Genomic DNA, 26790 nt, shown 5'->3' on the forward strand with positions numbered 1-26790 from the left:
TTACGCGTAAGAATGAAGCCCCGCAATCACTAGGTTGACAAAGATGAGGTTAAACATAATGATCGCAAATCCGATCACAGCAAGCCAAGCGGACTTTTCACCATGCCAGCCTCGTGATAACCGAAGGTGGAGATAGGCGGCGTAAAATAAAAATGTAATTAAAGCCCATACTTCCTTCGGGTCCCATCCCCAGAATCTCGTCCATGCAATTTGTGCCCAGATCATCGCAAAAATAAGACCGCCTAACGCAAATACAGGGAATCCTATGGAAACAGCCCTGTATCCAATTTCATCGACTAAATCAAGATTCACCTGTCTTACGAGCGGCTGAAGCAGCGCACTTAGTCGTTTGCGAATGATCAATCTTAGCAGTCCATAAATGATCAGCCCAACGCCAAATGACCACAGCACTGTATTCACCTTTCTACCTGAAAAAACAGGCGGCAGATCAACCACAGGCTCTAAACGATCTTTTGTGATAAGCTCTCCTTTATGAGGTCCTACTAAGGCAGGCAGCTCATAGACCATGACGCTCTCTTCTTTATTTTTATCTACCCAATTAAATTTCGCTTCATACCCTGTCATTCTAAAGATGGACGTGACAGCGATAAATGCAAGGGTGACCACAATCATAAACATGACCAGCTCTAAGCCAAAGGTTTTCTTCCCCGGTTTTGTTTGATCGACATGCTTCAAAAGAAAAATCACACCTGCCACAAAACTGATCGCCAAAATGGCTTGACCAAGCGCTGCTGTCGTGACGTGAATATATAGCCAATTACTTTGAAGCGAAGGAATCAGCGGTGAAATATCCGATGGAAACATGCTTGCATAAGCAATGATTAATAAAGCGATTGGAAGTGTGAATAAACCTAGCACAGACACTTGATAGACAAAATATAAAATAATAAATGCGAGCACCAGCATCATGCCAAAGGCTGTGGTGAATTCAAACAGATTACTGACTGGTGCGTGACCAGACGCGATCCACCTTGAAATAAAATAGCCAAATTGACTCAAAAAACCAATGATGGTGAGCGTTATGCCGATAAGTGCCGCCTTATTTTTGCGCGGACCCTCTTCTTTCTTTTTTCCTTTAATGGCCCCTCCAAAAAAAGGAACTGCCGCTAAATAAAATAGAAAAGCTGCAAATAACAGGTTTTCACTGACTGCCGCCATCTAACCCTTCCCCCTTGCTTTTGCTGATACTTGTTGTATCAGGCAGTTCTTTTTGATCCACTGGCTGTTTGATGCCACTGCCGTGCAGCAACACCTTAAGATCAGACTTTAAGCCGAACCAGTTTTTGTTTGTATGTCCTGCCACAAATACTTTTCCATCCTTTGCCGACAGCCAAATTCTTCTATGCTGCCAGTACATCCCTTGTACGACACCAATCATAAAGATGATTCCGCCAACAATAAGTACCCCGAGTGTTAAGTCTTTTCGAACCGTTAAACCTGTCACGTTTTTTGTTTCAACCCGGTCAAATTTCATTTTATAAAGATTGTTATCAGAACCCTCTACTGTCTCTTGAATTGCGACAAAACTTTTTTCACCTTTTGGTTTTTCAGGAGAGATCATTTCAAATACGAACGCAGGATTATTCGGATTCCTCGTTTTCGTACTAGGTGTGCCATCTTCGTCAAAATAAAAATCAGGCAAATAACTCATCACCTTGACTTTGTAACCGCTACCAAGATCATATTCTGACTTAGGCTCCAACAGATTAATCTTCACTGTTCCGAAAGATTTCTCAGTATCTTTTCGAATCAGCTGAAAGACCATTTGATCGAGTTCATTTTGTTTAAAATCCACTTGATATAATGAGAAATTGTCAAACTTAAGCGGTTCATTCACTTTAATATCGTGTTCTGTTACCTGCTTCAGCTTGGGCTTTTCACCAAAAACAACTTCCCCTTCACGTTTGTATAAAACGGCATCGGTTTTATAACTTTTGACGACTTGACCATCGCCAGCCTTTTCAATAGCATTTTCAAAGACTTCTTTTTCTTTTTCAGATTCATAGCGATCAATTGAAAACGCGTTATTCTTTAAGAAGTATTGGCCTCCCGTCCCTGGGATTGGTGCCGTTTCGCCTTCTCTTACCCATAATGTTTCATCCACGTACATTCCTGGGACAAACCGGAGCATGGATCCAATGAGAAATATAATTAATCCAATATGATTGACGTAAGGTCCCCAGCGGGAAAAGCGGCCTTTTTCAGCTAAAATATGTCCATCTTCTTCTCGAACGCGGTAACGCTTTTGTTTCATTTTACTAACGATGCCTTCATATGTATGTTGATCTAATGTTTGGTTTGTTTCGCTGAAAAGACGCTGCCTTCTCATAAAGCCTTCTTTTTTGACAACCCCTTGATTTTTGAGTGCACGATAAAGTGGAATCACTCGATCAAGGCTGCAAATCACAAGGGAAATTCCGATAGATGCGATAAGGGCTAAAAACCACCAAGAATTATAAAGATCATGGAATCCAAGGATGTAATATAACTTGCCAAACGACCCATATTGTTCCTCATAATAAGTGGAAGCTGATGCACCTGGCGGAATAAACCGCTCCTGCGGAAAAATAGTTCCTAGCGAAGAAGCTAACAGTGTGATGACAATGAGCCACACACCCACTTTTACGGAAGAAAAAAAGTTCCATACTTTATCAACAATCGTTTTGTTGTATGTTTGCGAGCGTCTTGCACTTCCGTCATATCTCATATCAAGCAGCTTTGATGAATTTTTCTCTTTTGCTGCAATGGGATTCCCGCATGATTCACATAGAACAGTACCGATTGGATTAATATGTCCACACTCGCACTTTACCTCTTTCATTCTATGACCCCTTTGGTTTAATCAAATTCATATATTCATAGATTTGACGTTCTGTCATCGTTCCCTTTATGACTTTGATTACCTTGCCTTCAGGATTAACTAAAAGTGTAGTTGGCAGCTGCCCAATATCATATGCCTCTGTCACTTGACGGTCTTTGTCCATGGCAACAGGAAAATTCACGCCATAAGCATTCATAAAATTCTTCACAGCAATATTGGATTCTGCCACATTTACGGCAACAATTTCGACACCGCGATCCTTGAACACTTCATACTGATTTGCCATATAAGGGAATTCCTGCTTACATGGACCGCACCATGTACCCCAAAAATTGAGAAAGACACCTTTGCCTTTTAAGTCCTTTAATTCAATCCGTTCCCCATCTACCGATTGAAGGACAAAGTTCGGCGCAATAGATCCTTCTTTGATTTGATCCTGTTTGGCAAATACTGAGTTATACATCGTATAACACAGTGCAGCAAGCATCACGAGGAGAATGCCCGTCCGTATGAAAAATCGTCTTTTCTTCATCTGAAGTACCCCTTCCCCATAGACATTCAGGTAAATTATAGCATTCTCCTTCTTTTGATGCTTCTTCATTTTTTGAAGTTTATGTGAAAATTAAAAAGCGCTTTTCCCATGATCCGCAATCGCTCTTAGGCGTTTTACTTCATGCGGCGTCAATTCTCTGCGATCTCCTGGTCTCATGCCTTCAATATGAAGGAAAGCATATTGCTCTCTTTTGAGTTTTAAAACGTCGTGGCCGATTGCTTCAAACATGCGGCGAACCTGTCTATTTCTGCCTTCATGAATGGTTAATTGCACAATACATGTTTGCTTTCGTTTATCAATCGAGAGCATCTTGGCACGGGCAGGTGCTGTTTTTTTATGGTCTAACATGATTCCTTTTTCTAGCTTTCTAAGCAATTCTTTTGAAGGGATGCCTTTTAGTTTCGCTGCATACGTTTTATCAATTTCATATTTCGGATGCATGAGCTTATGGGCAAATTCGCCATCATTTGTAATCAAAATTAAACCGCTCGTATCATAATCCAACCGGCCGATTGGATACAGACGCTGCGGAACATCATCAAAGAAGTCTGTCACGACTTTGCGTCCTTTATCATCCTCGGCAGCTGAAATGACGCCGCGCGGTTTATAAAGCATAAAGTAAACCGGTTCTTCTCTTTCAAGCTTTAAGCCATTGACTTCAATTTTATCTGAAGAGCCCACCTTTACTCCGAGCTCTGTCACTGTTTCACCATTAACGGTAACTCGTCCTTCTTTAATTAATTCTTCAGCCTTTCGTCTAGAAGCGACGCCGGCATGGGCAATTACTTTCTGTAAACGTTCCATTTGTCTTTCACCTCATGTACTATCTTACTTGCTTGGCTTGAAACAAACAAGCATTCGTGGAAAAATAAGCGTTTCATCTGTCTAATTTCAACAAAAAAGCTGTTTTCCATCCACGAAATAAAAAAAGCACCTGATTAGGCGCCGCTAAATAACAAACTGACGATAATAATCGATGCAATGATCCCAATCAGGTCTGCAAGCAGCCCCACTTTCAGTGCATCTCCCATTTTTTTAATACCAACTGCTCCAAAATAGACGGTTAAAATATAAAGGGTCGTATCTGTTGACCCTTGCATAACGGCGGCAAGCTTGCCGATAAAAGAATCTGGACCATAAGTCGCAATTAAGTCTGATGTCATACCAAGCGCCGCTGTTCCTGATATAGGACGAATAAGCGCAAGCGGCACCACTTCTGTAGGAACACCAATCGCTGTAAACACAGGTTTCAATAATTCCATGACAAAATCAAGGGCACCTGATGCTCGGAAAATCGTAATAGCGACAAGCATACCGACTAAATACGGAATGATTGAAAAGGCAATTTGAATGCCTTCTTTCCCACCTTCTACAAATGTTTCGTACGTCGGTACTTTTTTAATCGTCCCTGCAATCAATATTCCTGCGATGATCAGTGGAATCAAAGCAAGTGACAGCCAGTTAATAAATGCCACAAGATCACCCCCGCCTGCTTCTGCGATAGTGGAAATAGCGATCAATCATAATCGCACCGATACCTGAAATAAGTGTCGCCAAAATGGTTGGGCCTACAATATCTGTTGGCTGATCTGCGCCATAGGTCATACGAATGGCAATGACAGTCGTTGGCACAAGTGTGATAGAAGATGTATTGACTGCTAAAAAAGTAATCATAGACCGGCTCGCCTCATTTTTCCCGCCATTTAATGCTTTCATCTGCTCCATCGCCTTAATCCCAAGTGGAGTGGCAGCATTGCCAAGGCCAAAGAAATTTGCCATGAGATTGGACAGAATATACCCCATCGCTGGATGATTCGCAGGAATCTCAGGAAATAGTTTTGAGATAAAGGGCCGGCATAATTTACTAAAGAAATGTAACAACCCCGCTTCTTCTGCGATCTTCATCAATCCTAGCCAGAATACAAGAACACTAATCAGCCCTATTGAAATGGTGACCGCTTCTTTTGATCCTTTAAAGACCGCTTCATTCACTTCATGCATCGTTCCGTTAAACATTGCATAGACAAGACCGATGACCGTAAGGAATACCCAAATCAGATTGACCATGAAGATCCGCCTATCGATGTCTGAAAGACAGACTTAAACATTTCTTGAAAGCTTTTTTGAGGCATTCGGTTGCGTTTGTTTTCATAAAAAATCGGGACTTGCTCAATCACCTGACCATCCAGTAAGAAGGTCATTTTCCCTACTACATCTGGGATCGCTTCTTTGTTTTTCTCCCATTTCTTTTCAGGCGTCAGCATTTCCGTTTCGATTTCCACTAGTTTTTTCTCATCCTCATTTAGTAAATAGTCCACATCCCGCTTAATAAACGCTTTTTTTTCGTAAAAAGTCCCTTTTAACGAAGCGAGCCTGCCTTTTTCAGCAAGCACATACGTTTTATAGTGATCAAATGCATACTCAAACATTGAGATATGATCCTTCCAATCATCCGGTGCATTAATCGTCACAGCAATGAGCGCAGCATCTCCTTTTGCAGCTGTGGAGACAAGTGTGCGTTTTGCAAGTTTTGTATATCCTGTCTTCCCTCCAGTCGAATATTGATACAAACCCGTGAGCAGCTTGTTTTTATTTTTCCAATAACCCTCGATTGTTTTTGCTTTATAAAAGGTGGTACCGGCAATTTTTTGATATTGCTGATGCTTCATGGCGTACTTCGTTAAGATCGCCATATCATAAGCTGATGAATAATGGTTTTTATGATCATCGAGTCCATGCGGATTTTGAAAATTCGTATTCTCCATGCCTAGTTCAGAGGCCTTTTGGTTCATCATAAAAATAAACCCTTCTAAGCTGCCGCCAACATGTTCTGCAATGGCAACAGCTGCATCATTTCCAGAGCGCAGCATGAGCCCGTATGTCAAGTCTTCTAAACTTACCTTCTGTCCTTCCTTTAAATAAATCGAAGAACCTTCCGCTTGAATCGCACGTTTTGACACTTTGACCATGTCGTTCATTTTTCCTGATTCAATGGCTAATACAGCCGTCATAATTTTTGTGATACTGGCGATTCTTCTTTTTTCGTGCTCGTCCTTTCCAAATAGGACTCTGCCTGACTGTCCATCTATTAAAATGGCGCTTCTCGCACTCACCGATAATGAGACGTCTGCTTGAGCGTGTGAGGAAAAAGGCAGTAAGAGTGTTAATAGAAGAAGGACTGCTGTTCCAATTTTTAAATAGGGCATGTTCATTCACGTCCTTGTCCGTTTTGTACAAGTGTATGCGCGGCTGAAAAAGTTATGATGCCTCGTCCATAAAAAAAAGCAACTCTCATGTGAGAGTTGCCCAGACCGTAGACAAACCCCACCTTTACTTCAAGTAAAAGTGGGGTTTTCACATTTTTTATAAAAACTTTATGTATTTTACGCTGGACATGGCTCTTTCCATGTCCAGTTTGCTAGCTTTTTAAGATTCATGGCAGCGAAAGTAAGCATCGCCTGCATTGAAACTTTTTTGAGTCCTCGAAGTTTCGTCCAACGCATACCATGCTTTTCTTTTGCATCCGCAAAAACGCGTTCTATTGTTTCTTTCCGTTTTGCATAGATGTCTTTATTCATTTGTGTCAGCCTCAGATGGTCTGCTTCATCTAGATAGTCCTGCCAAATATGCCGATGAATTTGTTTGGTGTGATTTTGACTTTGTGTACAGTTATCTAAAAACGAGCAGGACTTACATACCTCTGAATCAGATGCATATTGCTTATAGCCTTCTCTAGTCGTTGTACGATAAGAGAGAATTTGCCCGTTGGGGCAAATGTAACAATCAAAATATGCATCATACTCGTATTCATTCTTTTTCAAATAACCAGCTTTTGTTCTTGGACGAGTGTAAGGCATGACAGGCCTTATCTCTTGATCCATTAAAAACTTAGCGATGTAAGGTGTTTTATATCCTGCATCTACTGCGACTACAAGTGGTTTTCTGACTTTTTCTGTAACCTTTAATACGAGTGAATCCAACATACGACTATCATGAACATTTCCACCTGTGACCAGTGATCCTAAAATAAATCCTTTAGAATCACAAGCCGTATGAAATGAATAGGCAAATGATTTTTCTCGCTCATCCTTCACATAGTAGCCACTCTCTGGATCAGTCGTACTTACCTTGATTTCTTTTGTCTCTTCTTTATTCTGTAGGGGTAAAGGCTTTTTTCCATGTTCTTCACGGTCAATATTGATCTCCTCATGAAGCTGATTTTGATAACTTCTCGTCTCTACTCGAACAATTTTCTTTTCAAGTTTTTTCTTATTGGCATTCGCTTTTACATGAGTGGAGTCAATGAAGGCAATAGAAGGGTCAACGAGTCCTTTTTTCATCGCTTCTCTTAAGATTCGGTAAAAAATTTGTTCGAATAAATCTGTATCATGGAAGCGTCTCACGTAGTTTTTACCGAAGGTAGAAAAGTGCGGGATTTTCTCGGAAAATCCATATCCAATAAACCAACGATAAGCCACGTTGGTTTCAATTTCTTTAATAGTTTGCCGCATAGAGCGAATGCCAAATAGATATTGAATTAAGACCATCTTAATGAGAACAACGGGATCAACACTTGGTCTACCATTGTCAGAACTATAATGATCTTTGACAAGATCATAAATGAAGGCAAAATCGATCGCTTGATCAATTTTTCGTACAAGATGATCTTCAGGCACTAATTCATCTAAGGCCACTACTTCTAATTGATTTCTTCTTTCTTCTTCACGTTTCGATAACATGTTCATCCCCCACAGAATTGTGTTATTACCCTTATTATACAAAAAAGCTTGTAGACTTTGTCTACAAGCTGAGCAACTCTCATGTGAGAGTTGCCTTGTCTTCTTTATACCATTTTCATTTGCTGATGAGATGTTGTATATTCCAGCTCTTCTCTCATCGTTAAAAACTCTTTTTCTAATGAAGAAAACAAACGTTTGACTTCAGCCGATACTTCATGATGGAAAACAATGCAGCTTTTTCCTGTGTAGGCTGAACGGCTATCTTCATACCATGTATCCTTTTTTGGTGTAAAAAATTCTTCAATACATTGATGATAAATACGATGAAGCGTCTGCTGTGCGGCTTGCTGCGGGAATGTCTGCTGCTGCCCGATTTTCCTGCAAACCGCCGCGGCATCCTCGCTATAAACTGCAAGCTTCCGCAATGTACTTAATATGTCACAATAATAGGCTTCCGCTTCCGGGTTTAATCGTTTCAAGCTTGATAAGGTAGCTTCGTTCAGAAAACCATTCACTTCAACTGCAACCTTTGATAAAAAAACGCCTGCTTGATCAACTTGAGCCTTTACATTCATATGTGCCATTTGTTTCGTGTTTACCTTCCCCTCATGGCTTTGTCACCATTTTATCTTTCAAACAAAGGTTTTAGACCTAAAATCTTTGTTATATTTTATCATACATTTTTCCTTATTTTGAACTATTTTATCTCTTCAAATGTTTGATTGAAGTTTTCAAAAAAGAGATCAGCCTCTTCTTGCACCCCATCTGCTTCCACATTCTCTGGAAGTGGCGGTAATTCATCTAAGGCTTTTAAACCAAATTGCTCTAAAAAGGTAGGTGTTGTCCCATAAAGGATCGCTCGTCCCGGTCCATCGGCACGTCCTACTTCACAGAGCAGTGCTTTGGCCACTAAACTATGCAGTACTCGTTCTGATTTAACGCCTCTGATCTCCTCGACTTCGCTGCGTGTAATCGGTTGTTTATACGAGACAATGGCGAGCACTTCTAGCGCTGCCTGTGACAAACCTTTCGATGGTGTCTCTACTAATTTTTTTAAATATACGCTGTATTCTTTTTTCGTCAGCAGCATGTATGAATCTGCATATTCAATGAGCTCAATTCCTCGTTCTTGTTTTTGATATTCTTCTTTTACGGCAGACATAATATCAAGCAACGCTGCCTCATCAACTTCAAGAACAGACATGAGCTGTTTTCTTGTTAAGCCTTCGTCACCTGCTGCATATAGCAGCGCTTCTAAGATGGCTTTCCAATTCACGATATCAAGCGTCATGAATCGTTTCACTCCCTATGATATAAATATCTTCAAAGTTTCCTTCCTGCTCCAGCATGATTTGATGGCTTTTCATCAATTCGAGAACAGCAAGAAATGTCACGACAAGGTGTTCCTTTTGATCATGTTGAAACAAAGTCATGAAATTGGTCCGCTTTTTTGTTTTTCTTAAATGGTTCATAATCTCATTCATTTTGTCTTCAATCGGGATTTCTTGTCTTGTAATCTTTGATGGTGCTGGTTTTGTTATTTTTTTGCGGTTCAATACCTTTTGGAACGCACCTAACATATCATACACCGTGACGTGTAAGTTTGTGTCCTTCGCTTCTGCTTCTTTTGCAAATTCACTTAAATCACTTGGTGGTTTTGTGAAGGCGTTTTGCCGCTCTTCTTCACGTTCCTTCAGTTCTTGCGCTGCATTTTTATACTTGCGGTATTCAATTAACTTGCCAATCAGCTCATCACGAGGGTCCTCTTCTTCTTCCATCAGGTCTTCATCAAACAGCTCTTCCTCTTGTTTTGGGAGAAGCATTCTGCTTTTAATGCTGAGGAGAGTTGCAGCCATCACCAAATACTCACTTGCAACATCCAGTTCAAGCTCCCTCATCGTGTGGACATATAATAAATACTGCTCCGTAATTTTAGCGACGGGAATATCATAAATATCAATTTCCAAACGGTTAATTAAATGTAAAAGCAAGTCCAAAGGACCCTCAAACGAATCTATTTTCACCTGATATTCCAGCATTCTTTTTCTCACCATTTCTACTGTCTTCTAAGTACCGTTTTCATCGGCTAACCTTTAGTATAAGACACGATAAAGCTCTCGTCCAATATAATTTCGACCATGAGGCAGCAGGCAAAAAAAGAAAAACAGTGGATTCGCCCATACCAATGAGGGCATTTATACATAGAATACCATTGTAATCAGAACTGATGAAAAAGGAGGCCGTAACATTATGGGAGATGGTTATTACTTCGGCGGAGGATTTGCGCTTATTGTTGTGCTGTTCATCTTGCTGATCATCGTTGGCGCGGCTTGGGTTTATTAAAGAAACAGAGCGTCCTTTCATAAAGGGGCGCTCTTTCTTCTTTTCTTTTCGGTATGTTAGACTGATAGTGGAAAAGGAGATGACCGCTGTGTATCCTAAAGCGTACGTGGCTTTTTTACATGAATTTCATACGACAAGAGATTATTTTGAGTGTCATGAAATTCTTGAAGAATTTTGGAAAGAAGATCCTCCTCATCAGCGCAAAAAGTACTGGGTGGGTCTCATTCAGCTTGCTGTTGCTTTGTATCATCAAAGACGAGGAAATGGAAAAGGAGCAAAACGGCTGATTTCAAACAGCCTTCATATATTAGATTCGGACAGGAACATACTAACAGAATTAGGTCTTGATGAAGAGGCATTTCTTTTGCTGCTGAGAACACTGAAAAAGAAAATCGATGAAGACATGCCCTACGAAAGTGTGATGCTGCCAATCCGAGATGAAACGCTTCTTTCTTTATGCCAAGAGATGGCCGAAAAAGAAGGCTTAACCTTCGGACAGGAGAGCAACTTATCCCATACATTCTTAATTGAAAAGCATAGACTGCGTGATCGGACGGACGTATTGCTTGAACGTGAAAAGCAGATGGAACGTAAAAAAAGCAGAGGCATATAACCTCTGCTTCAGCGTGTAGACAAACCCTCGCATTCGGTGTCAGTCCTGCGTGCCGGTGCTCACGAATATCGAATTCGCTCCGCTCCAGTACTCGTCCTTCCTAGGGCTGCAAAGGTTTTCTATCACGCTGAAAAGAAGACAAATGGCTAAAATCAAGTTCATTTTAGCCATTTGTCAACAATCTAAAGCAGAGGCATATAACCTCTGCTTTTACATGTGTGATATTTAGTTTGTTTCACTGTGACACTTATGAAAGAAGCCTTGCGTTAATTCATTTGGAATGAGTGTTTTCGTTTTGAATACTTCTTCCACGGCTAATACCATTTCCTTGCCGATGCCTTGGTCACGATGGGACGGATTGACACTAATATGTTCGATTTGTACTTGGTCGTCTGTTTTCAGCACACCAATCGCACCGACGATATCCTCACCATCTTTCCAAAGGAACAGCTGCCGATCTTCATCCATTTCATACGACTTTATCGTCTGCTGAAGCTGTTTGACGTCTTTCTCACCCGGCATAAAGGACAGGAGTCCCATGGCAATTTTTTCAAAAGACCTCTTGTAACGAATTAACATATATACCCCTCAATATTAAAATTATCCTATTTTCCAGCAAATGTCTTATGAATCACTTGCTCATCACACATTATAAACACTTTTAGGTTGTTTTTAAACTCTTTTTCATCAAATTAACGAAACGTTCGATTTAGGTTGGCCATTTCAATAGCAGCTGCAGCCGATTCACTGCCTTTATTTCCAGCCTTTGTACCGGCTCTTTCAATGGCTTGTTCAATAGATTCTGTTGTCAGTACACCAAAGATAATCGGCACCCCTGTTGAGATGGCACTTTGTGCGATTCCTTTAGCCGCTTCATTACAAACATAATCGTAATGGGATGTTGCCCCGCGAATCACGGTTCCAAGTGTAATGACTGCATCATATTTTTTTGTTTCTGCTAGTTTTTTTGCCATATACGGAATTTCAAAAGCCCCTGGCACCCACACGACATCAATATCGTCACCGTTTGCTCCGTGTCTGAGCAATGTATCTTCTGCTCCATCTAGCAATTTACTTGTAATAAAATCATTAAATCTAGCGACGACGATTCCAAACTTTAATCCTTCTGCTACTACATTCCCTTGTATTGTATTCATATGTTCATCATCCTTTTTTGTGATTTTTATTTTGTTTTCATTGTCGTTGTTTGCTTGTTTATATATGCCTGCAATGCTTCAATCGTCAGCATCTTTAAATCGTGTTCTTTTTGAATTTTTTGCAGTTCGGGTACGCGGGCCATGGTTCCATCTGCATTCATAATTTCACATATGACACCCGCTGGCACTGAACCCGCAAGTTTAGCAAGATCAACAGCCGCTTCTGTATGACCTGGTCTTTCTACTACGCCTCCCTCTTTCGCAATAAGAGGGAAAACATGACCTGGGCGGGCAAAATCTTCTGGTTTTGACTCTTTATTTAACATGGCCAAAATGGTCGTTGAGCGCTCAAAAGCACTTATACCAGTTGTCGTTGACGTATGGTCGATGCTCACTGTAAATGCTGTATGATGTGCATCCGTATTTCGCTCGACCATGGGATGCAGATCCAAGTGTTTCGCAATCGAGGCATGAACTGGTGTGCAAATAAGACCTCTTCCATGTAAAGCCATGAAGTTAATGACTTCCGGCGTTGCATGCTCAGCAAGTGCCACAAAGTCTCCTTCATTTTCTCTGTCTTCATCATCTACTACGATAATGATTTCTCCTCGTTTCAGGGCATTTACTGCCTCATCAACTGAATGATACATACAATCGCCTCCTAGAATCCGTGCTCTTTTAAAAATGATGGGGTTAATCGTGATGGCTGCTTTTCATTTTGCTCTTTTGTTAAAAAGCGATAAATGTATTTACCGATCATGTCACATTCAATATTTACTACATCCCCCATAGATTTAGTCGGGAAAATAGTTCCTTCAAGCGTATGTGGAATGATAGAAACTGTCACATGAGCATCTCGCAAATCGAAAATAGTCAAGCTGACGCCGTCTATTGCGATCGATCCCTTTTTTGTGAGCATATCTGTGAGGGTCTTGTCCATTTTCAAATCATAGTAAATGGCATTACTCTTCTTTTCTACACGGGTAATCACAGCCGTTCCATCGACATGGCCTGAAACAAAATGACCGCCGAATCGTCCATTTGATGACATCGCTCGCTCTAAATTCACTTGGCTACCTGGCGCAAGCTGATCAAGTGATGTCGCTTTGACCGTCTCAGGCATCACATCTGCCGCAAACTGTTCTTTTGTGAAGCTTGTGACAGTGAGACAAACGCCATTGATGGCGATACTATCGCCTAGGTGAACATCTTCTAGTACACGACTGCACTTGATGATGATTTCCATGGCATCTGCGGATCTTTTGCTCAATGACTTGACTGTACCCACTTCTTCAATAATCCCCGTAAACATGTGATCCTCCCTTTCTCTTTCTTTTGTATTTCTCACTTTATGAAAAAGCGATGTTTGGGACATGTGATCGATTGAACACCTTCGTCGCTTTTTATGGTCCATACAAGATGAGGGATCACCTAATAAACACTGCATGTGATGACTATATTGACATACAGAAAGCCCCGGAAAAATTCCGGGGCTGTGGTTTTTTTGCATTAGAAATAAAACTATGATCAACACATATTTTTTGTTCATACATAGCTCTCGTTATCCTTCTCCCATCCAGACTTTCACTGTCGGCTTCAGCTTCTCACTGAATCAACCGTTAATAAATTAACGGGTCACGGGCTGTAAAGCATTTGCTTTATTACCGTCGGTCGGGATTTTCACCCTGCCCCGAAGGATACAATCGATATTTAGCTGTCCTTAGGGGCTATTATAGCGATCCTTGTGGTCAAATGCAACAATCAAGATTTATTCATCTGTTCATAAAAAGAGCCTCCCTATAGGAAAGGAGACTTGTTAATTGACGACTTTTACTACTTTTATAAGACCGTCTATTCTTTTTTCATTACTAAAGTATGCTTTAATACGATCGCCTTTTTTCAGATCGGCCACATCATCTTCAAATTTCTTTCCGTTAAAAATGATTTTCGTGCCATTTTTGGCTTGACCGTAATACTCATCACCATCAATTTTTGTAATGGTATATTCATAGATTGTGTAATCTTTATCATTATTCGTTAAACTTTCGCCAATGGCTGTTGGCACATCTTCAATTTTCATGCCATTCATGTATAAATAACCTGCGCCTAAACAAAGCAGTAAAACAAATAAGATTGCGATTTTTAATTTGATTTTCCCCATATTTAGAACCTCCATCATCTGCACTTCGCCTATTTGTATGTTCTATTCCTTCTTTTGATGAAATAAAACCAAAAAAGCTGATTTTCATTAATGGTTACTTATATAACGATTCAAATGGACTTTTGGTTCCACCTTTTCATCATTACATATGATACGAATATGCGTTCTTTATTAAGGGGGTCTTTTTTCCTCTTTATCTGTTAGCAGGTTGAATAAGATAGACGAGCTTTTTGATTATATTCTTTTCTCTAATGCGAATAGATCTTCCTCTAACAATTGAGATCTTTGAACAGCGATATTTCGGCTGTCACGAACCCCTTGATTATAATAGTAGCTTCCAAGATGTTTTGTGATAAATTCTAATATATTGATGGCTGCTAATTCACCAATCTCCTCTTCTCGTTCTTCGGCAAAGTAACGCTGAATGGCAATCATCATCTGGTTTTTTTCTTCTTTTGTTAATGGTTTCAAAGTATCTCCTGCTTTCTTTCAGCATGATCACACGCTTTTTAGATGTGCACTTTCACTTATTTTTAGAGCTACATATGGTGACACTCACGAATACGAATGTTTGTTCTCTTATCATATCACAAAAACGTGTCCATCACACCCTAAAAGAAAAAGCGTGTTTTAATCAATTGATCAAAATACGCTTTCTTTATATAGACTATTTATTTCAATATGGATAGTATCGTCGCTACAGAATGATCTACAAATGAACGCTCAGGGCGAGATTTCATGAGAACTGTAAGTCCAATAAAAGAAACAACCAGTGCCTGTGCTAAGGCTTTGGCATTCAGACTGCTTTCGAGCTCACCCGAGCGAATACCTTGTACAATTTTTTCTTCAAAAATGACCGAAAGATACATCTGATGCTCTCTTGTGAGAATTTCAAATTTCTCTTCGTGGGGGGCAAGCTCGACTATTGTATTGATGCAGAAGCACCCTTTACTCGGCCCATGTCCATATTCCTCTTCTACTAATTCAGCAAATAATGTATGAAATGCTTCCTTTACAGATAGATTGTTTTGAAGTTTTGTTCGAATGTGGGCAGCATGCTGAGTTGTATATTTGCGTAATGCCGCTTCAAACAATTCCTCTTTATCACCGAACGCTGAGTATAAGCTTGGCCGCTGTATTCCCATTTTTGCAGTTAAGTCGCTTAATGTAGTCGCTCTGTACCCCTTCTCCCAAAAAAGCAACAAGGCCTCATCTAACGCTTTTTCCTCATCAAATTCCCGTTGTCGAACCATTATCAACCCTCATTTCTATCATAAAAATCTCTTCACTAAATCAATCATCTATTTCTTATAACGTTTTTTACTCATCGGTATATTATCATTTTATTTTATTGACATATCATTGTCAAATTGACTAGATCTTCACTACATCGTCTTGACTTTAAAACGTTTCTTTGGTTATCCTTAACAGGAATCATTTTATACCAATTAGTATATTATACTTTTCAGTACAAAAGGAGCTGATGACATGCATGAAAAAAGAAAAAATGAATGCCGTTGAACATTCTGATCTAGAAACGACTCATTTACAAATAAACACCCGATCAACGATGACTCGCAATATGGCTCTACTGTTTTCGACAGCCTCAGGGATGGCAGTAGCAAACATATATTTTGCACAGCCATTATTAGACTCCCTCGCATCCGAGTTTGGTATCAGCTATTCATCCATTGGTATGGTCATTACGATTACTCAGCTTTGTTATGGGCTAGGACTGCTACTGATCGTACCACTTGGTGATCTGTTCAACCAACGGCGACTCATCGTAGCTCAAATGCTAGTATCCGTGTTATCTCTCATTCTAGTCGGTATCGCCCCTACCTCCACCGTCCTGTTCATAGGACTAGCTGCGGTGGGACTGCTTGCTGTAGTCACTCAGGTACTCGTAGCATTCGCAGCGACATGGGCCGCTCCTGAAGAACGTGGCCGCATAGTGGGCTTGGTTCAAAGTGGAATTGTGATTGGTATTCTTCTCGCACGAACGTTTGCTGGTGTACTAACCGATCTCGCCGGCTGGAGATCAGTCTATCTCGTTTCCGGCGTGATGATGCTGATCATCACTGGCGTGTTGTACCGGTATCTTCCGCGTGCTGACAACAAGAGAGTCTCCCTATCCTATGTGAACTTGCTCGCTTCAATGTTTATATTGTTCAGACAAGAACGGATTCTACGTATTCGTGGCGTACTGGGTTTTCTGATCTTTGTTGTGTTTGGCACGCTGTGGACTTCACTTGTGCTGCCTCTCAGCACTACGCCATACAATCTGTCACATACGGCGATTGGTGCATTTGGCCTTGCTGGAGTTGCAGGAGCATTAGGTGCCGCTCGAGCTGGAAGCCTTGCTGATCGAGGCTTAGGACAGTTAACAACGTGCATCGCCCTTGTCCTATTACTCTTTTCATGGTGTTTTATTTTTTTCACTGAATATTCCCTCATTTTATTAATCGTTGGTATCGTCATTCTTGACCTATCTGTGCAGGCCGTTCATGTGACCAATCAAAGTATGATTTTCACAGTCCGGCCTGAGGCGAGAAGCCGGCTGACTGCTACTTATATGATTTTTTATTCCCTCGGCAGTGCGCTCGGTTCTATTGTATCAACTAACATATACGCAAACGCTGGCTGGAATGGGGTATGTCTATTTGGAGCCTCTATCAGCGCCTTAGCCCTTTTATATTGGATGATCACCTACCGCTTCACGGCACAGATCACAGGAACATCAGATTTAAAATAAAAAACACCGCAATTATGCGGTGTTAATGGATTAAGCATCGACAACTTCGACTTTTTCCATCCCTTGACCTTGTTCCATGTCAAGAACAGCCTCGATACCAGATGTTACTTTACCAAAAACAGTGTGAACACCGTTTAAGTGCGGCTGTGGGTCATGTACGATAAAGAATTGGCTGCCGCCAGTGTCTTTACCAGCGTGTGCCATTGATAATGAACCTCTCTCGTGCTGATGAGGGTTTCCTTCTGTTTCACATTTAATTGTGTAACCAGGTCCTCCAGTTCCATTACCGTTTGGATCGCCGCCTTGGCTTACGAACCCAGGGATCACGCGGTGGAATTTCAATCCATCGTAGAAGCCTTCATTCGCTAATTTTTCAAAGTTTGCTACTGTACCTGGAGCAGCCTCTGGGTAAAGTTCAAACTCAATTTTCTTTCCATTCGTTAATTGTATGTATCCTTTTTTCGCCATTTTTCACATTCTCCTTTCAGGTTAAACAACGCTCATTATAGCACATTTTTGGTCATGTTAAACATCCCCTGCTTACCTAATGTGATTTACCTCTTTTGCCAACATTGATAAAATAAAAGAGCTTGATCCTTTTCTCCTAAGGAAATGATCACAGACTGAGCAAAACACTTCATCATATTGGAGGTTTCAAACATCTTTAAAAGATAATTGAAACGTCAGACTGATTTGTTACGTCTATATGATGGAGTACGATTCAAATCATGTACTCAAAAGATGAGTTTCTCACCATCGAGAAACGCTTTCGACTTGAAGGAGGTCAACATGTTTAAAAAAACAATGCTTGGTATGATGGCAGCGCTCCTTTTACTGATTGGTGCGCCAAAAGTCAGCTTAGCGGATGCAGCTGTCGGCGATGTCATCGTCACACTCGGGCAAGACTTAACACCGGCTGATCGCCAGAAGGTGCTTGACGAGTTGAATCCACCTGAAAATGCGACAAAAATTGAAGTAACCAATAAAGAAGAGCACGAATATTTAGGAAAGTATATCCCTCGCTCTCAAATCGGGACTCGAGCATTATCATCTTCATCTATCACTATTGAAAAATCAGGTACGGGTCTGACTGTGGATACACATAACATTAAGACCATTACAGATGAGATGTATTTAAATGCTTTAATGACCGCAGGCGTGAAAGATGCAAAGGTTGTCGTGACGGCGCCGTTTGAAGTATCTGGCACAGCAGCACTGACAGGTCTATTAAAAGCCTATGAAGTGTCAAGCGACAAAGCCATTCCTGAAGATGTGAAACAGGTGGCAAACGAAGAGCTTGTAACAACATCTAAACTGGGAGACTCTATTGGAAAAGACAATGCTTCTGCCCTGATTGCAAAAATCAAAGATGACATTGCCAAAAATGGAGTTCCTAAAACAACAAAAGAAGTGGAAGAAAAAGTAGATCAAGCCGCTTCTGATTTGAACTTAAATCTGACGCAGGATCAAAAAGATCAACTTGTCTCTCTCTTCGATAAAATGAAAAATATCAATATCGATTGGAAACAAGTCGGATCTCAAATTGATAAAGCAAAAGACAAGATTACAAAATTCATAGAATCAGATGAAGGGAAAAACCTTCTACAGAAGATTTGGGATTTCTTTGTCTCTATTTGGAACGCGATCGTCTCTGTATTTACTGGTGGAAAATAAATGTCATAGAAAAAGCTGCCTGATGATCAGGCAGCTTTTTTTAAGTCGAGGATTTCACTTTTGATTGATAAGGTAAATCCAATTTGACAATGTCCTCATATGTCTCACGCTCAACGACAAGCTGCGCTTCCCCATCTTCTACAAATACTACAGCCGGGCGCGGGATGCGGTTATAGTTGTTTGACATGCTGTAGCCATAAGCTCCTGTACAAAAGACAGCTAACAAGTCTCCCTGTGATAACTCTGGCAAATCAATATCCCAAATGAGCATATCTCCACTCTCGCAGCATTTCCCTGCAATGGACACCGTTTGATCATGCGTTTGGCTCATTTTATTGGCGCTCGCTGCTTCATATTTTGCTTGATATAAAGCAGGTCGAATGTTATCACTCATTCCGCCGTCAATGGCTACATAATCGCGAATGCCAGGTACATGTTTTGATGAGCCGATCGTATAAAGAGTGGTTCCCGCATCTCCAACAAGGGAGCGGCCCGGCTCAATCCAAATTTCAGGCATCTTAAACTCATAGCGGGCTACATTTTCTTTCACCGCTTGAATAATTTTCTCCACGTATTCAGTTGCTGGAAGTGGTTCGTCCTCTTCTGTATAACGGATGCCAAAGCCTCCGCCTAAGTTCAGCACTGTGGAAATAAATCCAAATGATTCTCTCCATTCATCCAGCTTCAAGAAAATTTTATCTGCTGCAAGGACAAAACCAGCTGTATCAAAAATTTGTGAGCCGATATGACAATGAACACCTAAAAGCTCGATCACTTCTGATTTAAGCACTTGTTTGACCGCTTCGTCTGCTTGTCCATTATGAAGATCAAAACCAAATTTTGAATCTTCTTGACCTGTTGTAATATAGTCATGCGTATGTGCTTCAACGCCCGGCGTGATGCGGAGGAGTACTTTCACCTGTTTTGACAGCTCTTGACCAAGCTGTTCAATGAGGTTGATCTCATAGAAATTATCAACAACAATACAGCCGATTCCATGCGCTAATGCCATCTTTAATTCTTCTCTGCTTTTGTTGTTACCATGGAAATGAATTTTTTCTACTGGAAACCCGGCACAAATGGCTGTGTGCAGCTCCCCGCCTGAAACGACATCAAGTGATAAGCCTTCTTCTTTTGCCAGCTGGAACATGGCAATAGAAGAAAACGCCTTACTCGCATATGCCACCTGAGCCTTTAGTTCTTCTTCAATAAATGCTTTCTGAAAGCTTTTTGCACGCTCCCGTATTAAAGCCACATCATATACATAAAGTGGTGTCCCATACGTTTCAGCTAAAGAAACGGCATCAACACCACCAATTTCTAAATGTCCGAGTTCATTTTGTCTGCAAGTGCCGTGTAAATACAATGTCATTCCCTCTTTCTCCGCCTCGGCTGAAAAAAGACAGCTGCACAAGCTGCCTTTTGCCGTTTCTCAAAGTTAAAAATACAATATCACAATCTTCAGCCACTTTCAACGAGCGTTAAGAATTTGGCGGAATTTTTGATCTGTTCTGAGGGTGAACGATGCTTGGCCTTACTTTTGAGCCAGGAACAGACGTCCGAATGAGCACTTGCCATAAAGCCTTTCCATTAAAAGGAATAAACGGCCACATATAAGGCGTCTGTAAGGAACGAATGGATGTTAAATAAATAAGTAACAGCGTAAAACCGATGATCAATCCATTCAGCTTAAAGATCGCTACTAGTGCTAATATGATCAGTCGGATGATTTTATTAGCGACACTCAGTTCATAACTTGGAGTGGTGAATGTGCCGATGGCTGCTAGCGAGACGTATAATATGACCTCTGGTGTAAATAAACCGACATCAATTGCAATTTGTCCAATTAAAACGGCCGCAATCAAGCCCATGGCAGTCGACAAGGCGGTCGGCGTATGGATCGCCGCCATTCGTAAAAATTCCACCCCAAAATCAGCAAGGAATACTTGGAGAATGACAGGGATATGAGAAGGTTTGTTAAATCCAATATAGCTTAGATTGTCTGGCAGAAGATTCGGTTCTAGAATAAAAAGAAACCAGATCGGCAAAAGAAAAGTAGAACATAAGATGCCTAAAAAACGCACCCATCTTAAAAAAGTCCCAACTGCTGGCGCCTGGCGGTATTCTTCAGCATGTTGAACGTGATGAAAAATAGTGGTTGGTGTAATGATGACACTAGGAGATGTATCCGTAATGATGATGACATGCCCTTCTAATATATGGTTAGCGGCTACATCTGGGCGCTCGGTGTATCGCACAAGCGGGAAGGGATTATATCCTTGCTTAATGATAAATTCTTCTATTGTTTTATCAGACATCGTCAGTCCGTCAACTTTAATCCCAGACACTTCCTTTTCGATAATATCAACAAGATCAGGATCAGCAATGTCTTCAATATAACAAACACAGACGTCTGCTTTAGAACGCTCGCCTACTTTAAGCATTTTGTATCGCAATTTTTCATCCCGCACTCTTCTGCGAATGAGTGCTGTGTTCACAATGATGTTTTCAACAAAGCCGTCTCTTGCACCTCTGACAACCTTTTCTGTATCCGGTTCCTCCGGCATTCTGCCAGGGTAGCTCCTGACGTCAATGATAAATGCGTAATTTTCACCTTCGACAACGACTGCTACAAGTCCAGACAACACTTGATCCACTGCTTCATCAAGCGTTTCAACTTTTGAGACTTGCTGATTGACAAGACGGTTTTCTACCACACGTGCAAGATCATCTGATTCAGGTTCGTTGTCATTGATTTCAATCAGTTCTTTTAATAAATAGATCACATATTGTGTATCACATAATCCATTTACATAGTAAAGCTGGATTTCCTGATCATGGACATAAATTTTCCGAACGCCAAGGTCAAAGCTGAGACCCATCCCGACATTGTCTTTGAAAAAATCTTCATTTTTCTTCGGATCTCGGTACACGTGCACCTTGTCTTTCTTCATGGAAACCGCTCCTTTCTAAAATTAATTCGACTGCCTTCATTGTGATGGGGGACCCTTTGCTTAGATCATCTTTCCGTCCCATCTTGCCAATATCTCCAATGCCGACAACAATCGGAAGCTGTAGTGAATCGAGACAATACACTGTATCTCCACTCATTTTGTGTGGTTCCATTTCTGGAAGTCCATGTTTGTCAACGCCGTATTCTGTCAGTTCACCTTCCCGGTCAATGGAGACATGTACCTTTGTCCATTCCGCTTGATGGGTTTTAGATGCCACTGCAATGGCGCCAATCACTTTAATTTCAGGGTGACGTGCTACGTGCTTCATCGCCGTCTCCCCTGTTCCTTCACCTGTTAAGCCAGAATCATCAAACATGACAAACACTGGGTCATACGGCGTTTTTAAAATCATCTGGACCAGTTCTGGTCCTGTTCGTTTGCTCGGATTCCCTTTTGAGCTGGAAATACATCTTCCGCCGACTTTCTTTGCGACAAGCTCAATCGTTTTGGCAGCATATATATCTCCGTCTGTCACTAAAATGACTTTGCGTCTTTGCCCCATATTAGGTTATCCTTTCGGTTTAAAGATAAGTGCAATGATAAATGAAAATAAAATTGCAGCTGATATTCCAGCAGAGGTTAACTCAAAAATCCCAATTCCGATTCCAATAAATCCATGGACATCAGCCTGATGCATCGCCCCATGAAGCAAGCTATGACCAAAGCTTACGATAGGGACGGTAGCACCCGCTCCTGCAAATTCAATAAATTTATCATAAATACCAAACCCGTCTAAAATCGTCCCTGCCACAACAAAGGTCGTCATGACATGTGCTGGTGTGAGTTTCAGTACATCAAGTAAAAGCTGGCCGATCACGCAAATCAGTCCGCCTGCAACAAAAGCAATCAAATAATCCATTAGCTTTCTCCTCCTGCACGCTCAAATACAACTCCGTGCGCAATGGTTGGAATGGTCTCTTTTTGCTGAACCATCATTGGGCTGAGAAGCGCCCCGGTTGCTACAACCAATACTCTTTGTAAATTCCCTGCTTTCATTTCTTGAAAGATGTGACTGAATGTCACGACAGCTGAGCAGGCACAGCCGCTGCCTCCAGCGAATACATTTTGATCAGGTGTGTATATGATTAATCCGCAATCATCATGCTTTCGTCCAAGCTGAATGCCATCTTCTTTCAGAAGATCCTTTAAAATAGGCGATCCAATTCCAGATAGATCTCCTGTTAGGATGAGATCATAATCATCTACTGTTCTTCCTAAGTCTTCTAAATGTTGTTTGATTGTGTCTGCCGCTGCAGGCGCCATAGCCGAACCCATATCAAATGGATCTGTAATCCCAAGATCCATCACCCGTCCGACGGTGGCACTTGTAATTTGAATTTGGGAAGGTTCTTGGCTGATGACGACAGCACCGCTCCCTGTCACTGTACTTGTGGCTGTATCGGGTTTTTGCCCGCCATATTCTGTTGGATTACGAAATTGCCGCTCTGCCGTCGCATTGTGACTGCTTGTCGCAGCAAGTGCTCTATTGGCAAAGCCACCATCTACTAGCGCTGAGGCAATGGCAACTGATTCCATAGATGTGGAGCAGGCACCAAATAAACAAAGAAACGGGATTTTGAGTTCTCTTGCCACATAGTTGGCTGTCACGTTTTGGTTCAGTAAATCTCCTGCCAGCAGAAGGTCAATATCACTTTTTTGCAAATTGGCTTTTGATAAGGCCATTGATATGGCATCATCCATGAGCTGCCTTTCAGCCATTTCCCAGTTCTTTTGATAACAGTGCATTTCATCATAGGTTTTATCAATGAGATGACCGATTGGGCCTTCTTTTTCTTTCGGTCCTGCAGCTGTTCCTTCCGCATTCACATAAAGCTTGTGTTCAAATACCCAAGATTGCTTACCTGTTAGTTTCACGTTTTATTCCTCCTACGAAAACATCTTTTCCAAGACGTATCGAATAATCCCTACGACATATGCCGAGACGACGCCAAACACAATGACGTTCCCAGCCAGTTTAAACATGTTGGTCGCTACACCTAACACAAGCCCTTCACTTTTATGCTCAAGAGCCGCACTTGTCATGCTATTTGCAAATCCTGTCACCGGGACAGCTGATCCCGCTCCAGCAAACTGGCCGATTTTATCGTAAATACCAATACCAGTTAAAATAGAAGAAATTAAAATAAGGGTCGCCACCGTTGGATTCCCTGCTGTCTTCTCATTAAAATCAAAAAAAGTAATATAGAAATTTTGCAATCCCTCGCCTATCGCACAAATCAAACCGCCGACAAGAAAAGCCTTGATGCAGTTCAGTACATAAGGAGGTTTCGGCTGATACGTTTTCACTTTAGATGGATAGTTCTCTTTTAAACTTGACACGTGTTGTTCCCTCCACATTTTTAAATATAAATAAGCCAATGAAATAGCGAGCCAAACACCTTTCCTAAGACGATGGCCATGAGCAACAGCACAATTTTCCCGTCCATTCCAATTCTTTTCGTTAAGATAGGAAGTACATTTAACACTTCAGTGAGTGCGGCTGCAAGCATGCCGACAAAAATGCCAGATAAAAGACCGATCGGAAGCGCTAGCCATTTGGATAAATGCAAATGGACTTGACTTAAAGTAGCCCAGCCGCCAACGACCGCTCCACTTATCACGGCAGCCTCATATCCTTGAATGAAACGCTGCGTTTTCGTTAATTGCATTAATCGAGGGATAATACCAAGCACTGTGAGAAACGCCACAAATCCTGCCCCTACCGTTAAACCGCCGCCGAGCCCAACAAGCACCACAAAAAGCCATTTACCGATCATGGATATCTTTCAATGTTTCTTTGTTTTCATTGAGTGCGACATAATGATCAAGATCGAGCTGATATTTAAACATTTCCACTTCAAGCGGACTTGGCTCTTCGTTTAAACGCTTTTTAAACACATGATTGAAAAATAAAATCATGCCCAAACCGAGTCCAAAGCTATATGGAATTTGTAATAAATACGGATGCTCAACCGTGTTTCCAGTAATCATCTCGTAAAGGCGGATATGAACAAGCCGCATACTAACATCCTCATGGAAATTCATGATGGCAAGGGCCGCTCCGACAAATAAGAGGAGCCATACAAACACGAATAATACGGGGGACAGCTGACGTTTGCCTGTGTCTATTTCAACAATGACTTCTGAGCCTCCGACTGTTTGAATGTCGATGTCAGGCCACGCTTTTTTGATCGTTTTGACCACATGCATGATATCTAACACAACGATGTGACGATCCTTTTTGCTGACATGGTATATTGGCATTTTGCTCAGCTTTTGCACAGCACTGTCATCTCCAGTGATTTGGGCAATATCCTCTAAATAGATAAGCTGATCATTATCAGTCTTAATCCGATGGCGCAGCCGAATAAAGATTTGTCCGTCCATCCAAGTCACTTCCTATACGATGGGTTAAAAATAGTATGTGGTGAAAAATGGTTCTCATACTGAAAGAACTTGATTTACCGGTAATTACCACACAAAAAAAGCCAGCCGAATTGTGAAGTGCACCCCAAATATTAGACACAGTCTAACATTTGGAGGTGCTTTTCTTTTGGCTAAATTTACAATTGAAGATAAAATCAAAGCTGTAAAACGATACCTCGTTGACCGCGAACCCCTGCTTGGAATTGCAAAACAGATTGGCGTGCACAAAAGCATACTTCAATATTGGGTCAGAAAGTATCAATATCATGGCGAAAAAGCTTTTTCAAAGTCATATACAAATTATCCAGTCCAATATAAACTAGACGTACTTGATTATATGAATGAACATGGGACGTCTATCTTGGAAACAGCTGCACTCTTTAACCTGCCTTCTGATACCACGCTTTGGAACTGGAAGCGCATCTTGAAAACACAAGGAGTAGACGCCCTTCAATCTAAGAAAAAGGGGCGTCCGTCTATGAAAAAGAAAACTGGAAAACAAGACATAACGAAAGGATCAATGGAAGCGTTACAGGCAGAAGTAGAACATTTGCGCATGGAAAATGAGTATTTAAAAAAGTTGAATGCCTTAGTTCAAAACAAGGAACAATCACCAAACAAGACAAAGCGCAAGTAGTCTATGATTTAAGGCATCAATATCCGGTGAAATCACTTCTTAAGCTCGCATGTATTCCACGCAGTACCTACTATTACTTGATCAAGCATTTAGACCGTCCTGATCAGGATGTCGAACTGAAAAAGATGATTCAAACCATTTATCAGGAACATCAAGGACGTTATGGATATCGCCGGATTCGTGATGAACTAATCAACCGGGGACAAAAGGTGAATCACAAAAAAGTCCAGCGCATCATGAAAGCTCTAGGGCTAAAATGCATGGTCCGAGTGAAGAAATATCGTTCATACAGAGGCACAGTGAACAAAATAGCGCCTAATATTTTGGCTCGGCATTTTCAAGCTGATAGACCAAATGAGAAATGGGTCACAGATATAACGGAGTTCAAGTTATTTGGTCAGAAGCTCTATCTTTCGCCCATATTAGATCTATTTAATGGTGAGATCATTACCTATACAGTCGGTTCAAGACCTGTTTATTCACTCGTCTCAACGATGCTTCATCAGGCGTTCAACCGTTTAAATGAAGAGGAGAAACCAATGATACATTCTGATCAAGGATGGCATTACCAAATGAAGCAATATAGACACGCCTTAAAAAAGCGTGGGATTACACAGATTATGTCCCGAAAAGGTAACTGTTACGATAACGCAGTTATCGAGAACTTTTTTGGTATCTTAAAGTCTGAATTTCTATACCTAAAAAAATTTGAGAACATCGAACACTTCAAGCAAGAACTTGAACAATATATTGACTACTACAATCACACACGTATAAAGACAAAACTAAAAGGCATGAGTCCGATACAATATAGAACTCATGCCTCGAAAGCTGTCTCATAAAAAAACCGCGTCTAAATTTAGGGGGTCACTTCAA

Annotated in this window: 32 protein-coding genes and 1 riboswitch; of the genes, 5 read left to right on the forward strand and 27 right to left on the reverse strand. The window is 41.1% G+C overall.

From position 1 onward, the window contains the following. The 11 genes from ccsB to ACTJKA_RS11125 form a co-directional block, all read right to left on the reverse strand. Complete coding sequence (ccsB, locus tag ACTJKA_RS11075; RefSeq protein WP_019743082.1) at positions 1–1179, reverse strand: c-type cytochrome biogenesis protein CcsB; 1179 nt, start codon at positions 1177–1179, stop codon at positions 1–3. Further along, entirely contained in the window at positions 1163–2842 is a 1680-nt protein-coding gene (gene resB / locus ACTJKA_RS11080) for a cytochrome c biogenesis protein ResB (protein ID WP_265154274.1), read from the reverse strand. Before resB ends, ccsB begins: the two co-directional genes overlap by 17 nt. A 1-nt stretch (position 2843) precedes the next feature. Then, positions 2844–3374 carry a thiol-disulfide oxidoreductase ResA gene (resA, locus tag ACTJKA_RS11085; RefSeq protein ID WP_159145787.1) on the reverse strand — a complete coding sequence of 177 codons (531 nt, stop codon included), beginning with the start codon at positions 3372–3374 and terminating at the stop codon, positions 2844–2846. A 90-nt stretch (positions 3375–3464) separates the two neighbouring features. After that, the gene (rluB, locus tag ACTJKA_RS11090) at positions 3465–4199 is read right to left on the reverse strand and encodes a 23S rRNA pseudouridine(2605) synthase RluB (RefSeq protein WP_007501012.1); all 735 of its coding nucleotides are present in this window, start codon (positions 4197–4199) and stop codon (positions 3465–3467) included. Between the two features lie 134 nt (positions 4200–4333). Continuing rightward, a complete protein-coding gene (locus tag ACTJKA_RS11095) occupies positions 4334–4870 on the reverse strand; it encodes a spore maturation protein (protein WP_017359781.1) in 537 nt (178 codons plus the stop codon). A 4-nt stretch (positions 4871–4874) separates the two neighbouring features. Then, the gene (locus ACTJKA_RS11100; protein WP_007501015.1) at positions 4875–5462 is read right to left on the reverse strand and encodes a nucleoside recognition domain-containing protein; all 588 of its coding nucleotides are present in this window, start codon (positions 5460–5462) and stop codon (positions 4875–4877) included. Then, entirely contained in the window at positions 5450–6601 is a 1152-nt protein-coding gene (locus ACTJKA_RS11105) for a D-alanyl-D-alanine carboxypeptidase family protein (RefSeq protein ID WP_017367523.1), read from the reverse strand. Before ACTJKA_RS11105 ends, ACTJKA_RS11100 begins: the two co-directional genes overlap by 13 nt. 177 nt (positions 6602–6778) lie before the next feature. Next, complete coding sequence (locus ACTJKA_RS11110) at positions 6779–8134, reverse strand: IS1182 family transposase (RefSeq protein ID WP_345910944.1); 1356 nt, start codon at positions 8132–8134, stop codon at positions 6779–6781. A gap of 104 nt (positions 8135–8238) precedes the next feature. Then, a complete protein-coding gene (locus ACTJKA_RS11115; RefSeq protein ID WP_017359783.1) occupies positions 8239–8718 on the reverse strand; it encodes a YpuI family protein in 480 nt (159 codons plus the stop codon). Positions 8719–8831: 113 nt separating this feature from the next. Further along, entirely contained in the window at positions 8832–9425 is a 594-nt protein-coding gene (gene scpB / locus ACTJKA_RS11120) for an SMC-Scp complex subunit ScpB (RefSeq protein WP_008344462.1), read from the reverse strand. Continuing rightward, complete coding sequence (locus tag ACTJKA_RS11125; RefSeq protein WP_007501021.1) at positions 9415–10173, reverse strand: segregation/condensation protein A; 759 nt, start codon at positions 10171–10173, stop codon at positions 9415–9417. The genes scpB and ACTJKA_RS11125 overlap by 11 nt, the downstream gene beginning before the upstream one ends. 211 nt (positions 10174–10384) lie before the next feature. On the opposite strand from ACTJKA_RS11125, the gene ACTJKA_RS11130 reads away from it, so the two are divergent. Together ACTJKA_RS11130 and ACTJKA_RS11135 are read left to right on the forward strand one after the other, a co-directional pair. Beyond that, positions 10385–10477, forward strand: coding sequence for a YjcZ family sporulation protein (locus tag ACTJKA_RS11130; RefSeq protein ID WP_008359694.1), 93 nt, complete (start codon positions 10385–10387; stop codon positions 10475–10477). Positions 10478–10565: 88 nt separating this feature from the next. Next, positions 10566–11090 (forward strand): DUF309 domain-containing protein, encoded by a 525-nt coding sequence (locus ACTJKA_RS11135; RefSeq protein WP_019743088.1) that lies wholly within the window; start codon positions 10566–10568, stop codon positions 11088–11090. A 225-nt stretch (positions 11091–11315) separates the two neighbouring features. On the opposite strand, the gene ACTJKA_RS11140 is transcribed toward ACTJKA_RS11135, so the two are convergent. The 7 genes from ACTJKA_RS11140 to ACTJKA_RS11170 form a co-directional block, all read right to left on the reverse strand. Beyond that, a complete protein-coding gene (locus ACTJKA_RS11140) occupies positions 11316–11669 on the reverse strand; it encodes a GNAT family N-acetyltransferase (RefSeq protein ID WP_008344455.1) in 354 nt (117 codons plus the stop codon). Positions 11670–11782: 113 nt separating this feature from the next. Then, on the reverse strand, positions 11783–12247 hold the full coding sequence (gene ribH / locus ACTJKA_RS11145) for a 6,7-dimethyl-8-ribityllumazine synthase (RefSeq protein ID WP_007501031.1): 465 nt from the start codon (positions 12245–12247) through the stop codon (positions 11783–11785). 26 nt (positions 12248–12273) lie between these two features. Further along, the gene (gene ribB / locus ACTJKA_RS11150; RefSeq protein ID WP_017359786.1) at positions 12274–12897 is read right to left on the reverse strand and encodes a 3,4-dihydroxy-2-butanone-4-phosphate synthase; all 624 of its coding nucleotides are present in this window, start codon (positions 12895–12897) and stop codon (positions 12274–12276) included. 11 nt (positions 12898–12908) lie between these two features. After that, entirely contained in the window at positions 12909–13559 is a 651-nt protein-coding gene (gene ribE, locus ACTJKA_RS11155; protein WP_048003386.1) for a riboflavin synthase, read from the reverse strand. A gap of 248 nt (positions 13560–13807) precedes the next feature. Then, a riboswitch (FMN riboswitch) is annotated at positions 13808–13949 on the reverse strand. A 114-nt stretch (positions 13950–14063) separates the two neighbouring features. Further along, positions 14064–14408: a hypothetical protein gene (locus ACTJKA_RS11160; RefSeq protein WP_008344451.1), complete on the reverse strand. Its 345-nt coding sequence runs from the start codon at positions 14406–14408 to the stop codon at positions 14064–14066. Positions 14409–14642: 234 nt separating this feature from the next. Continuing rightward, positions 14643–14879, reverse strand: a complete 237-nt coding sequence (locus ACTJKA_RS11165; protein ID WP_017359788.1) for a DUF2164 domain-containing protein — start codon at positions 14877–14879, stop codon at positions 14643–14645. Between the two features lie 200 nt (positions 14880–15079). Further along, entirely contained in the window at positions 15080–15661 is a 582-nt protein-coding gene (locus tag ACTJKA_RS11170) for a TetR/AcrR family transcriptional regulator (protein WP_017359789.1), read from the reverse strand. A 239-nt stretch (positions 15662–15900) separates the two neighbouring features. Here ACTJKA_RS11170 and ACTJKA_RS11175 point away from each other — a divergent pair, with 239 nt between their 5' ends. Then, positions 15901–17163, forward strand: coding sequence for an MFS transporter (locus tag ACTJKA_RS11175; protein WP_074041968.1), 1263 nt, complete (start codon positions 15901–15903; stop codon positions 17161–17163). Between the two features lie 30 nt (positions 17164–17193). On the opposite strand, the gene ACTJKA_RS11180 is transcribed toward ACTJKA_RS11175, so the two are convergent. Further along, on the reverse strand, positions 17194–17631 hold the full coding sequence (locus tag ACTJKA_RS11180; protein WP_008359679.1) for a peptidylprolyl isomerase: 438 nt from the start codon (positions 17629–17631) through the stop codon (positions 17194–17196). Positions 17632–17952: 321 nt separating this feature from the next. Here ACTJKA_RS11180 and ACTJKA_RS11185 point away from each other — a divergent pair, with 321 nt between their 5' ends. After that, the gene (locus tag ACTJKA_RS11185; RefSeq protein WP_017359791.1) at positions 17953–18837 is read left to right on the forward strand and encodes a DUF1002 domain-containing protein; all 885 of its coding nucleotides are present in this window, start codon (positions 17953–17955) and stop codon (positions 18835–18837) included. A 40-nt stretch (positions 18838–18877) separates the two neighbouring features. Here the strand turns inward: ACTJKA_RS11185 and lysA are convergent, their stop codons facing one another. The 8 genes from lysA to ACTJKA_RS11225 all read right to left on the reverse strand — a co-directional run bounded on the left by lysA (position 18878) and on the right by ACTJKA_RS11225 (position 25238). Beyond that, the gene (lysA, locus tag ACTJKA_RS11190) at positions 18878–20203 is read right to left on the reverse strand and encodes a diaminopimelate decarboxylase (protein ID WP_039165814.1); all 1326 of its coding nucleotides are present in this window, start codon (positions 20201–20203) and stop codon (positions 18878–18880) included. Positions 20204–20318: 115 nt separating this feature from the next. Then, on the reverse strand, positions 20319–21791 hold the full coding sequence (locus ACTJKA_RS11195; protein WP_007501043.1) for a spore germination protein: 1473 nt from the start codon (positions 21789–21791) through the stop codon (positions 20319–20321). Further along, positions 21745–22353, reverse strand: coding sequence for a stage V sporulation protein AE (locus ACTJKA_RS11200; protein ID WP_350385589.1), 609 nt, complete (start codon positions 22351–22353; stop codon positions 21745–21747). The genes ACTJKA_RS11195 and ACTJKA_RS11200 overlap by 47 nt, the downstream gene beginning before the upstream one ends. A gap of 6 nt (positions 22354–22359) precedes the next feature. Next, positions 22360–22710, reverse strand: coding sequence for a stage V sporulation protein AE (gene spoVAE, locus ACTJKA_RS11205; RefSeq protein WP_007501045.1), 351 nt, complete (start codon positions 22708–22710; stop codon positions 22360–22362). Continuing rightward, a complete protein-coding gene (spoVAD, locus tag ACTJKA_RS11210; protein WP_008344437.1) occupies positions 22710–23726 on the reverse strand; it encodes a stage V sporulation protein AD in 1017 nt (338 codons plus the stop codon). Before spoVAD ends, spoVAE begins: the two co-directional genes overlap by 1 nt. A 12-nt stretch (positions 23727–23738) precedes the next feature. Beyond that, the gene (gene spoVAC, locus ACTJKA_RS11215; protein WP_024718929.1) at positions 23739–24191 is read right to left on the reverse strand and encodes a stage V sporulation protein AC; all 453 of its coding nucleotides are present in this window, start codon (positions 24189–24191) and stop codon (positions 23739–23741) included. 20 nt (positions 24192–24211) lie between these two features. Beyond that, a complete protein-coding gene (locus ACTJKA_RS11220) occupies positions 24212–24628 on the reverse strand; it encodes a stage V sporulation protein AB (RefSeq protein ID WP_007501049.1) in 417 nt (138 codons plus the stop codon). Further along, positions 24618–25238, reverse strand: a complete 621-nt coding sequence (locus tag ACTJKA_RS11225; RefSeq protein ID WP_350385585.1) for a stage V sporulation protein AA — start codon at positions 25236–25238, stop codon at positions 24618–24620. Before ACTJKA_RS11225 ends, ACTJKA_RS11220 begins: the two co-directional genes overlap by 11 nt. A 166-nt stretch (positions 25239–25404) precedes the next feature. Here ACTJKA_RS11225 and ACTJKA_RS11230 point away from each other — a divergent pair. Then, positions 25405–26756 (forward strand): IS3 family transposase gene (locus ACTJKA_RS11230; RefSeq protein ID WP_440607764.1). Its coding sequence is split into 2 segments (ribosomal slippage): positions 25405–25849 and positions 25849–26756, totalling 1353 coding nucleotides; the frame shifts between segments, so codons are not numbered across the junction. Positions 26757–26790 lie beyond the last annotated feature (34 nt).

It is taken from the genome of Bacillus sp. 22190, assembly GCF_052045575.1.
Lineage (GTDB): Bacteria > Bacillota > Bacilli > Bacillales > Bacillaceae > Bacillus > Bacillus altitudinis.

What these genes read in the sequence shown, in the direction of transcription:
- ccsB (WP_019743082.1), bottom strand. Translation starts at nt 1,179, where the DNA reads ATGGCGGCAGTCAGTGAAAACCTGTTATTTGCAGCTTTTCTATTTTAT.
- resB (WP_265154274.1), bottom strand. Translation starts at nt 2,842, where the DNA reads ATGAAAGAGGTAAAGTGCGAGTGTGGACATATTAATCCAATCGGTACT.
- resA (WP_159145787.1), bottom strand. Translation starts at nt 3,374, where the DNA reads ATGAAGAAAAGACGATTTTTCATACGGACGGGCATTCTCCTCGTGATG.
- rluB (WP_007501012.1), bottom strand. Translation starts at nt 4,199, where the DNA reads ATGGAACGTTTACAGAAAGTAATTGCCCATGCCGGCGTCGCTTCTAGA.
- ACTJKA_RS11100 (WP_007501015.1), bottom strand. Translation starts at nt 5,462, where the DNA reads ATGGTCAATCTGATTTGGGTATTCCTTACGGTCATCGGTCTTGTCTAT.
- ACTJKA_RS11105 (WP_017367523.1), bottom strand. Translation starts at nt 6,601, where the DNA reads ATGCCCTATTTAAAAATTGGAACAGCAGTCCTTCTTCTATTAACACTC.
- ACTJKA_RS11110 (WP_345910944.1), bottom strand. Translation starts at nt 8,134, where the DNA reads ATGTTATCGAAACGTGAAGAAGAAAGAAGAAATCAATTAGAAGTAGTG.
- ACTJKA_RS11115 (WP_017359783.1), bottom strand. Translation starts at nt 8,718, where the DNA reads ATGGCACATATGAATGTAAAGGCTCAAGTTGATCAAGCAGGCGTTTTT.
- scpB (WP_008344462.1), bottom strand. Translation starts at nt 9,425, where the DNA reads ATGACGCTTGATATCGTGAATTGGAAAGCCATCTTAGAAGCGCTGCTA.
- ACTJKA_RS11125 (WP_007501021.1), bottom strand. Translation starts at nt 10,173, where the DNA reads ATGCTGGAATATCAGGTGAAAATAGATTCGTTTGAGGGTCCTTTGGAC.
- ACTJKA_RS11130 (WP_008359694.1), top strand. Translation starts at nt 10,385, where the DNA reads ATGGGAGATGGTTATTACTTCGGCGGAGGATTTGCGCTTATTGTTGTG.
- ACTJKA_RS11140 (WP_008344455.1), bottom strand. Translation starts at nt 11,669, where the DNA reads ATGTTAATTCGTTACAAGAGGTCTTTTGAAAAAATTGCCATGGGACTC.
- ribH (WP_007501031.1), bottom strand. Translation starts at nt 12,247, where the DNA reads ATGAATACAATACAAGGGAATGTAGTAGCAGAAGGATTAAAGTTTGGA.
- ribB (WP_017359786.1), bottom strand. Translation starts at nt 12,897, where the DNA reads ATGTATCATTCAGTTGATGAGGCAGTAAATGCCCTGAAACGAGGAGAA.
- ribE (WP_048003386.1), bottom strand. Translation starts at nt 13,559, where the DNA reads ATGTTTACGGGGATTATTGAAGAAGTGGGTACAGTCAAGTCATTGAGC.
- ACTJKA_RS11160 (WP_008344451.1), bottom strand. Translation starts at nt 14,408, where the DNA reads ATGGGGAAAATCAAATTAAAAATCGCAATCTTATTTGTTTTACTGCTT.
- ACTJKA_RS11170 (WP_017359789.1), bottom strand. Translation starts at nt 15,661, where the DNA reads ATGGTTCGACAACGGGAATTTGATGAGGAAAAAGCGTTAGATGAGGCC.
- ACTJKA_RS11175 (WP_074041968.1), top strand. Translation starts at nt 15,901, where the DNA reads ATGAAAAAAGAAAAAATGAATGCCGTTGAACATTCTGATCTAGAAACG.
- ACTJKA_RS11180 (WP_008359679.1), bottom strand. Translation starts at nt 17,631, where the DNA reads ATGGCGAAAAAAGGATACATACAATTAACGAATGGAAAGAAAATTGAG.
- ACTJKA_RS11185 (WP_017359791.1), top strand. Translation starts at nt 17,953, where the DNA reads ATGTTTAAAAAAACAATGCTTGGTATGATGGCAGCGCTCCTTTTACTG.
- ACTJKA_RS11195 (WP_007501043.1), bottom strand. Translation starts at nt 21,791, where the DNA reads ATGAAGAAAGACAAGGTGCACGTGTACCGAGATCCGAAGAAAAATGAA.
- ACTJKA_RS11200 (WP_350385589.1), bottom strand. Translation starts at nt 22,353, where the DNA reads ATGGGGCAAAGACGCAAAGTCATTTTAGTGACAGACGGAGATATATAT.
- spoVAE (WP_007501045.1), bottom strand. Translation starts at nt 22,710, where the DNA reads ATGGATTATTTGATTGCTTTTGTTGCAGGCGGACTGATTTGCGTGATC.
- ACTJKA_RS11220 (WP_007501049.1), bottom strand. Translation starts at nt 24,628, where the DNA reads ATGATCGGTAAATGGCTTTTTGTGGTGCTTGTTGGGCTCGGCGGCGGT.
- ACTJKA_RS11225 (WP_350385585.1), bottom strand. Translation starts at nt 25,238, where the DNA reads ATGGACGGACAAATCTTTATTCGGCTGCGCCATCGGATTAAGACTGAT.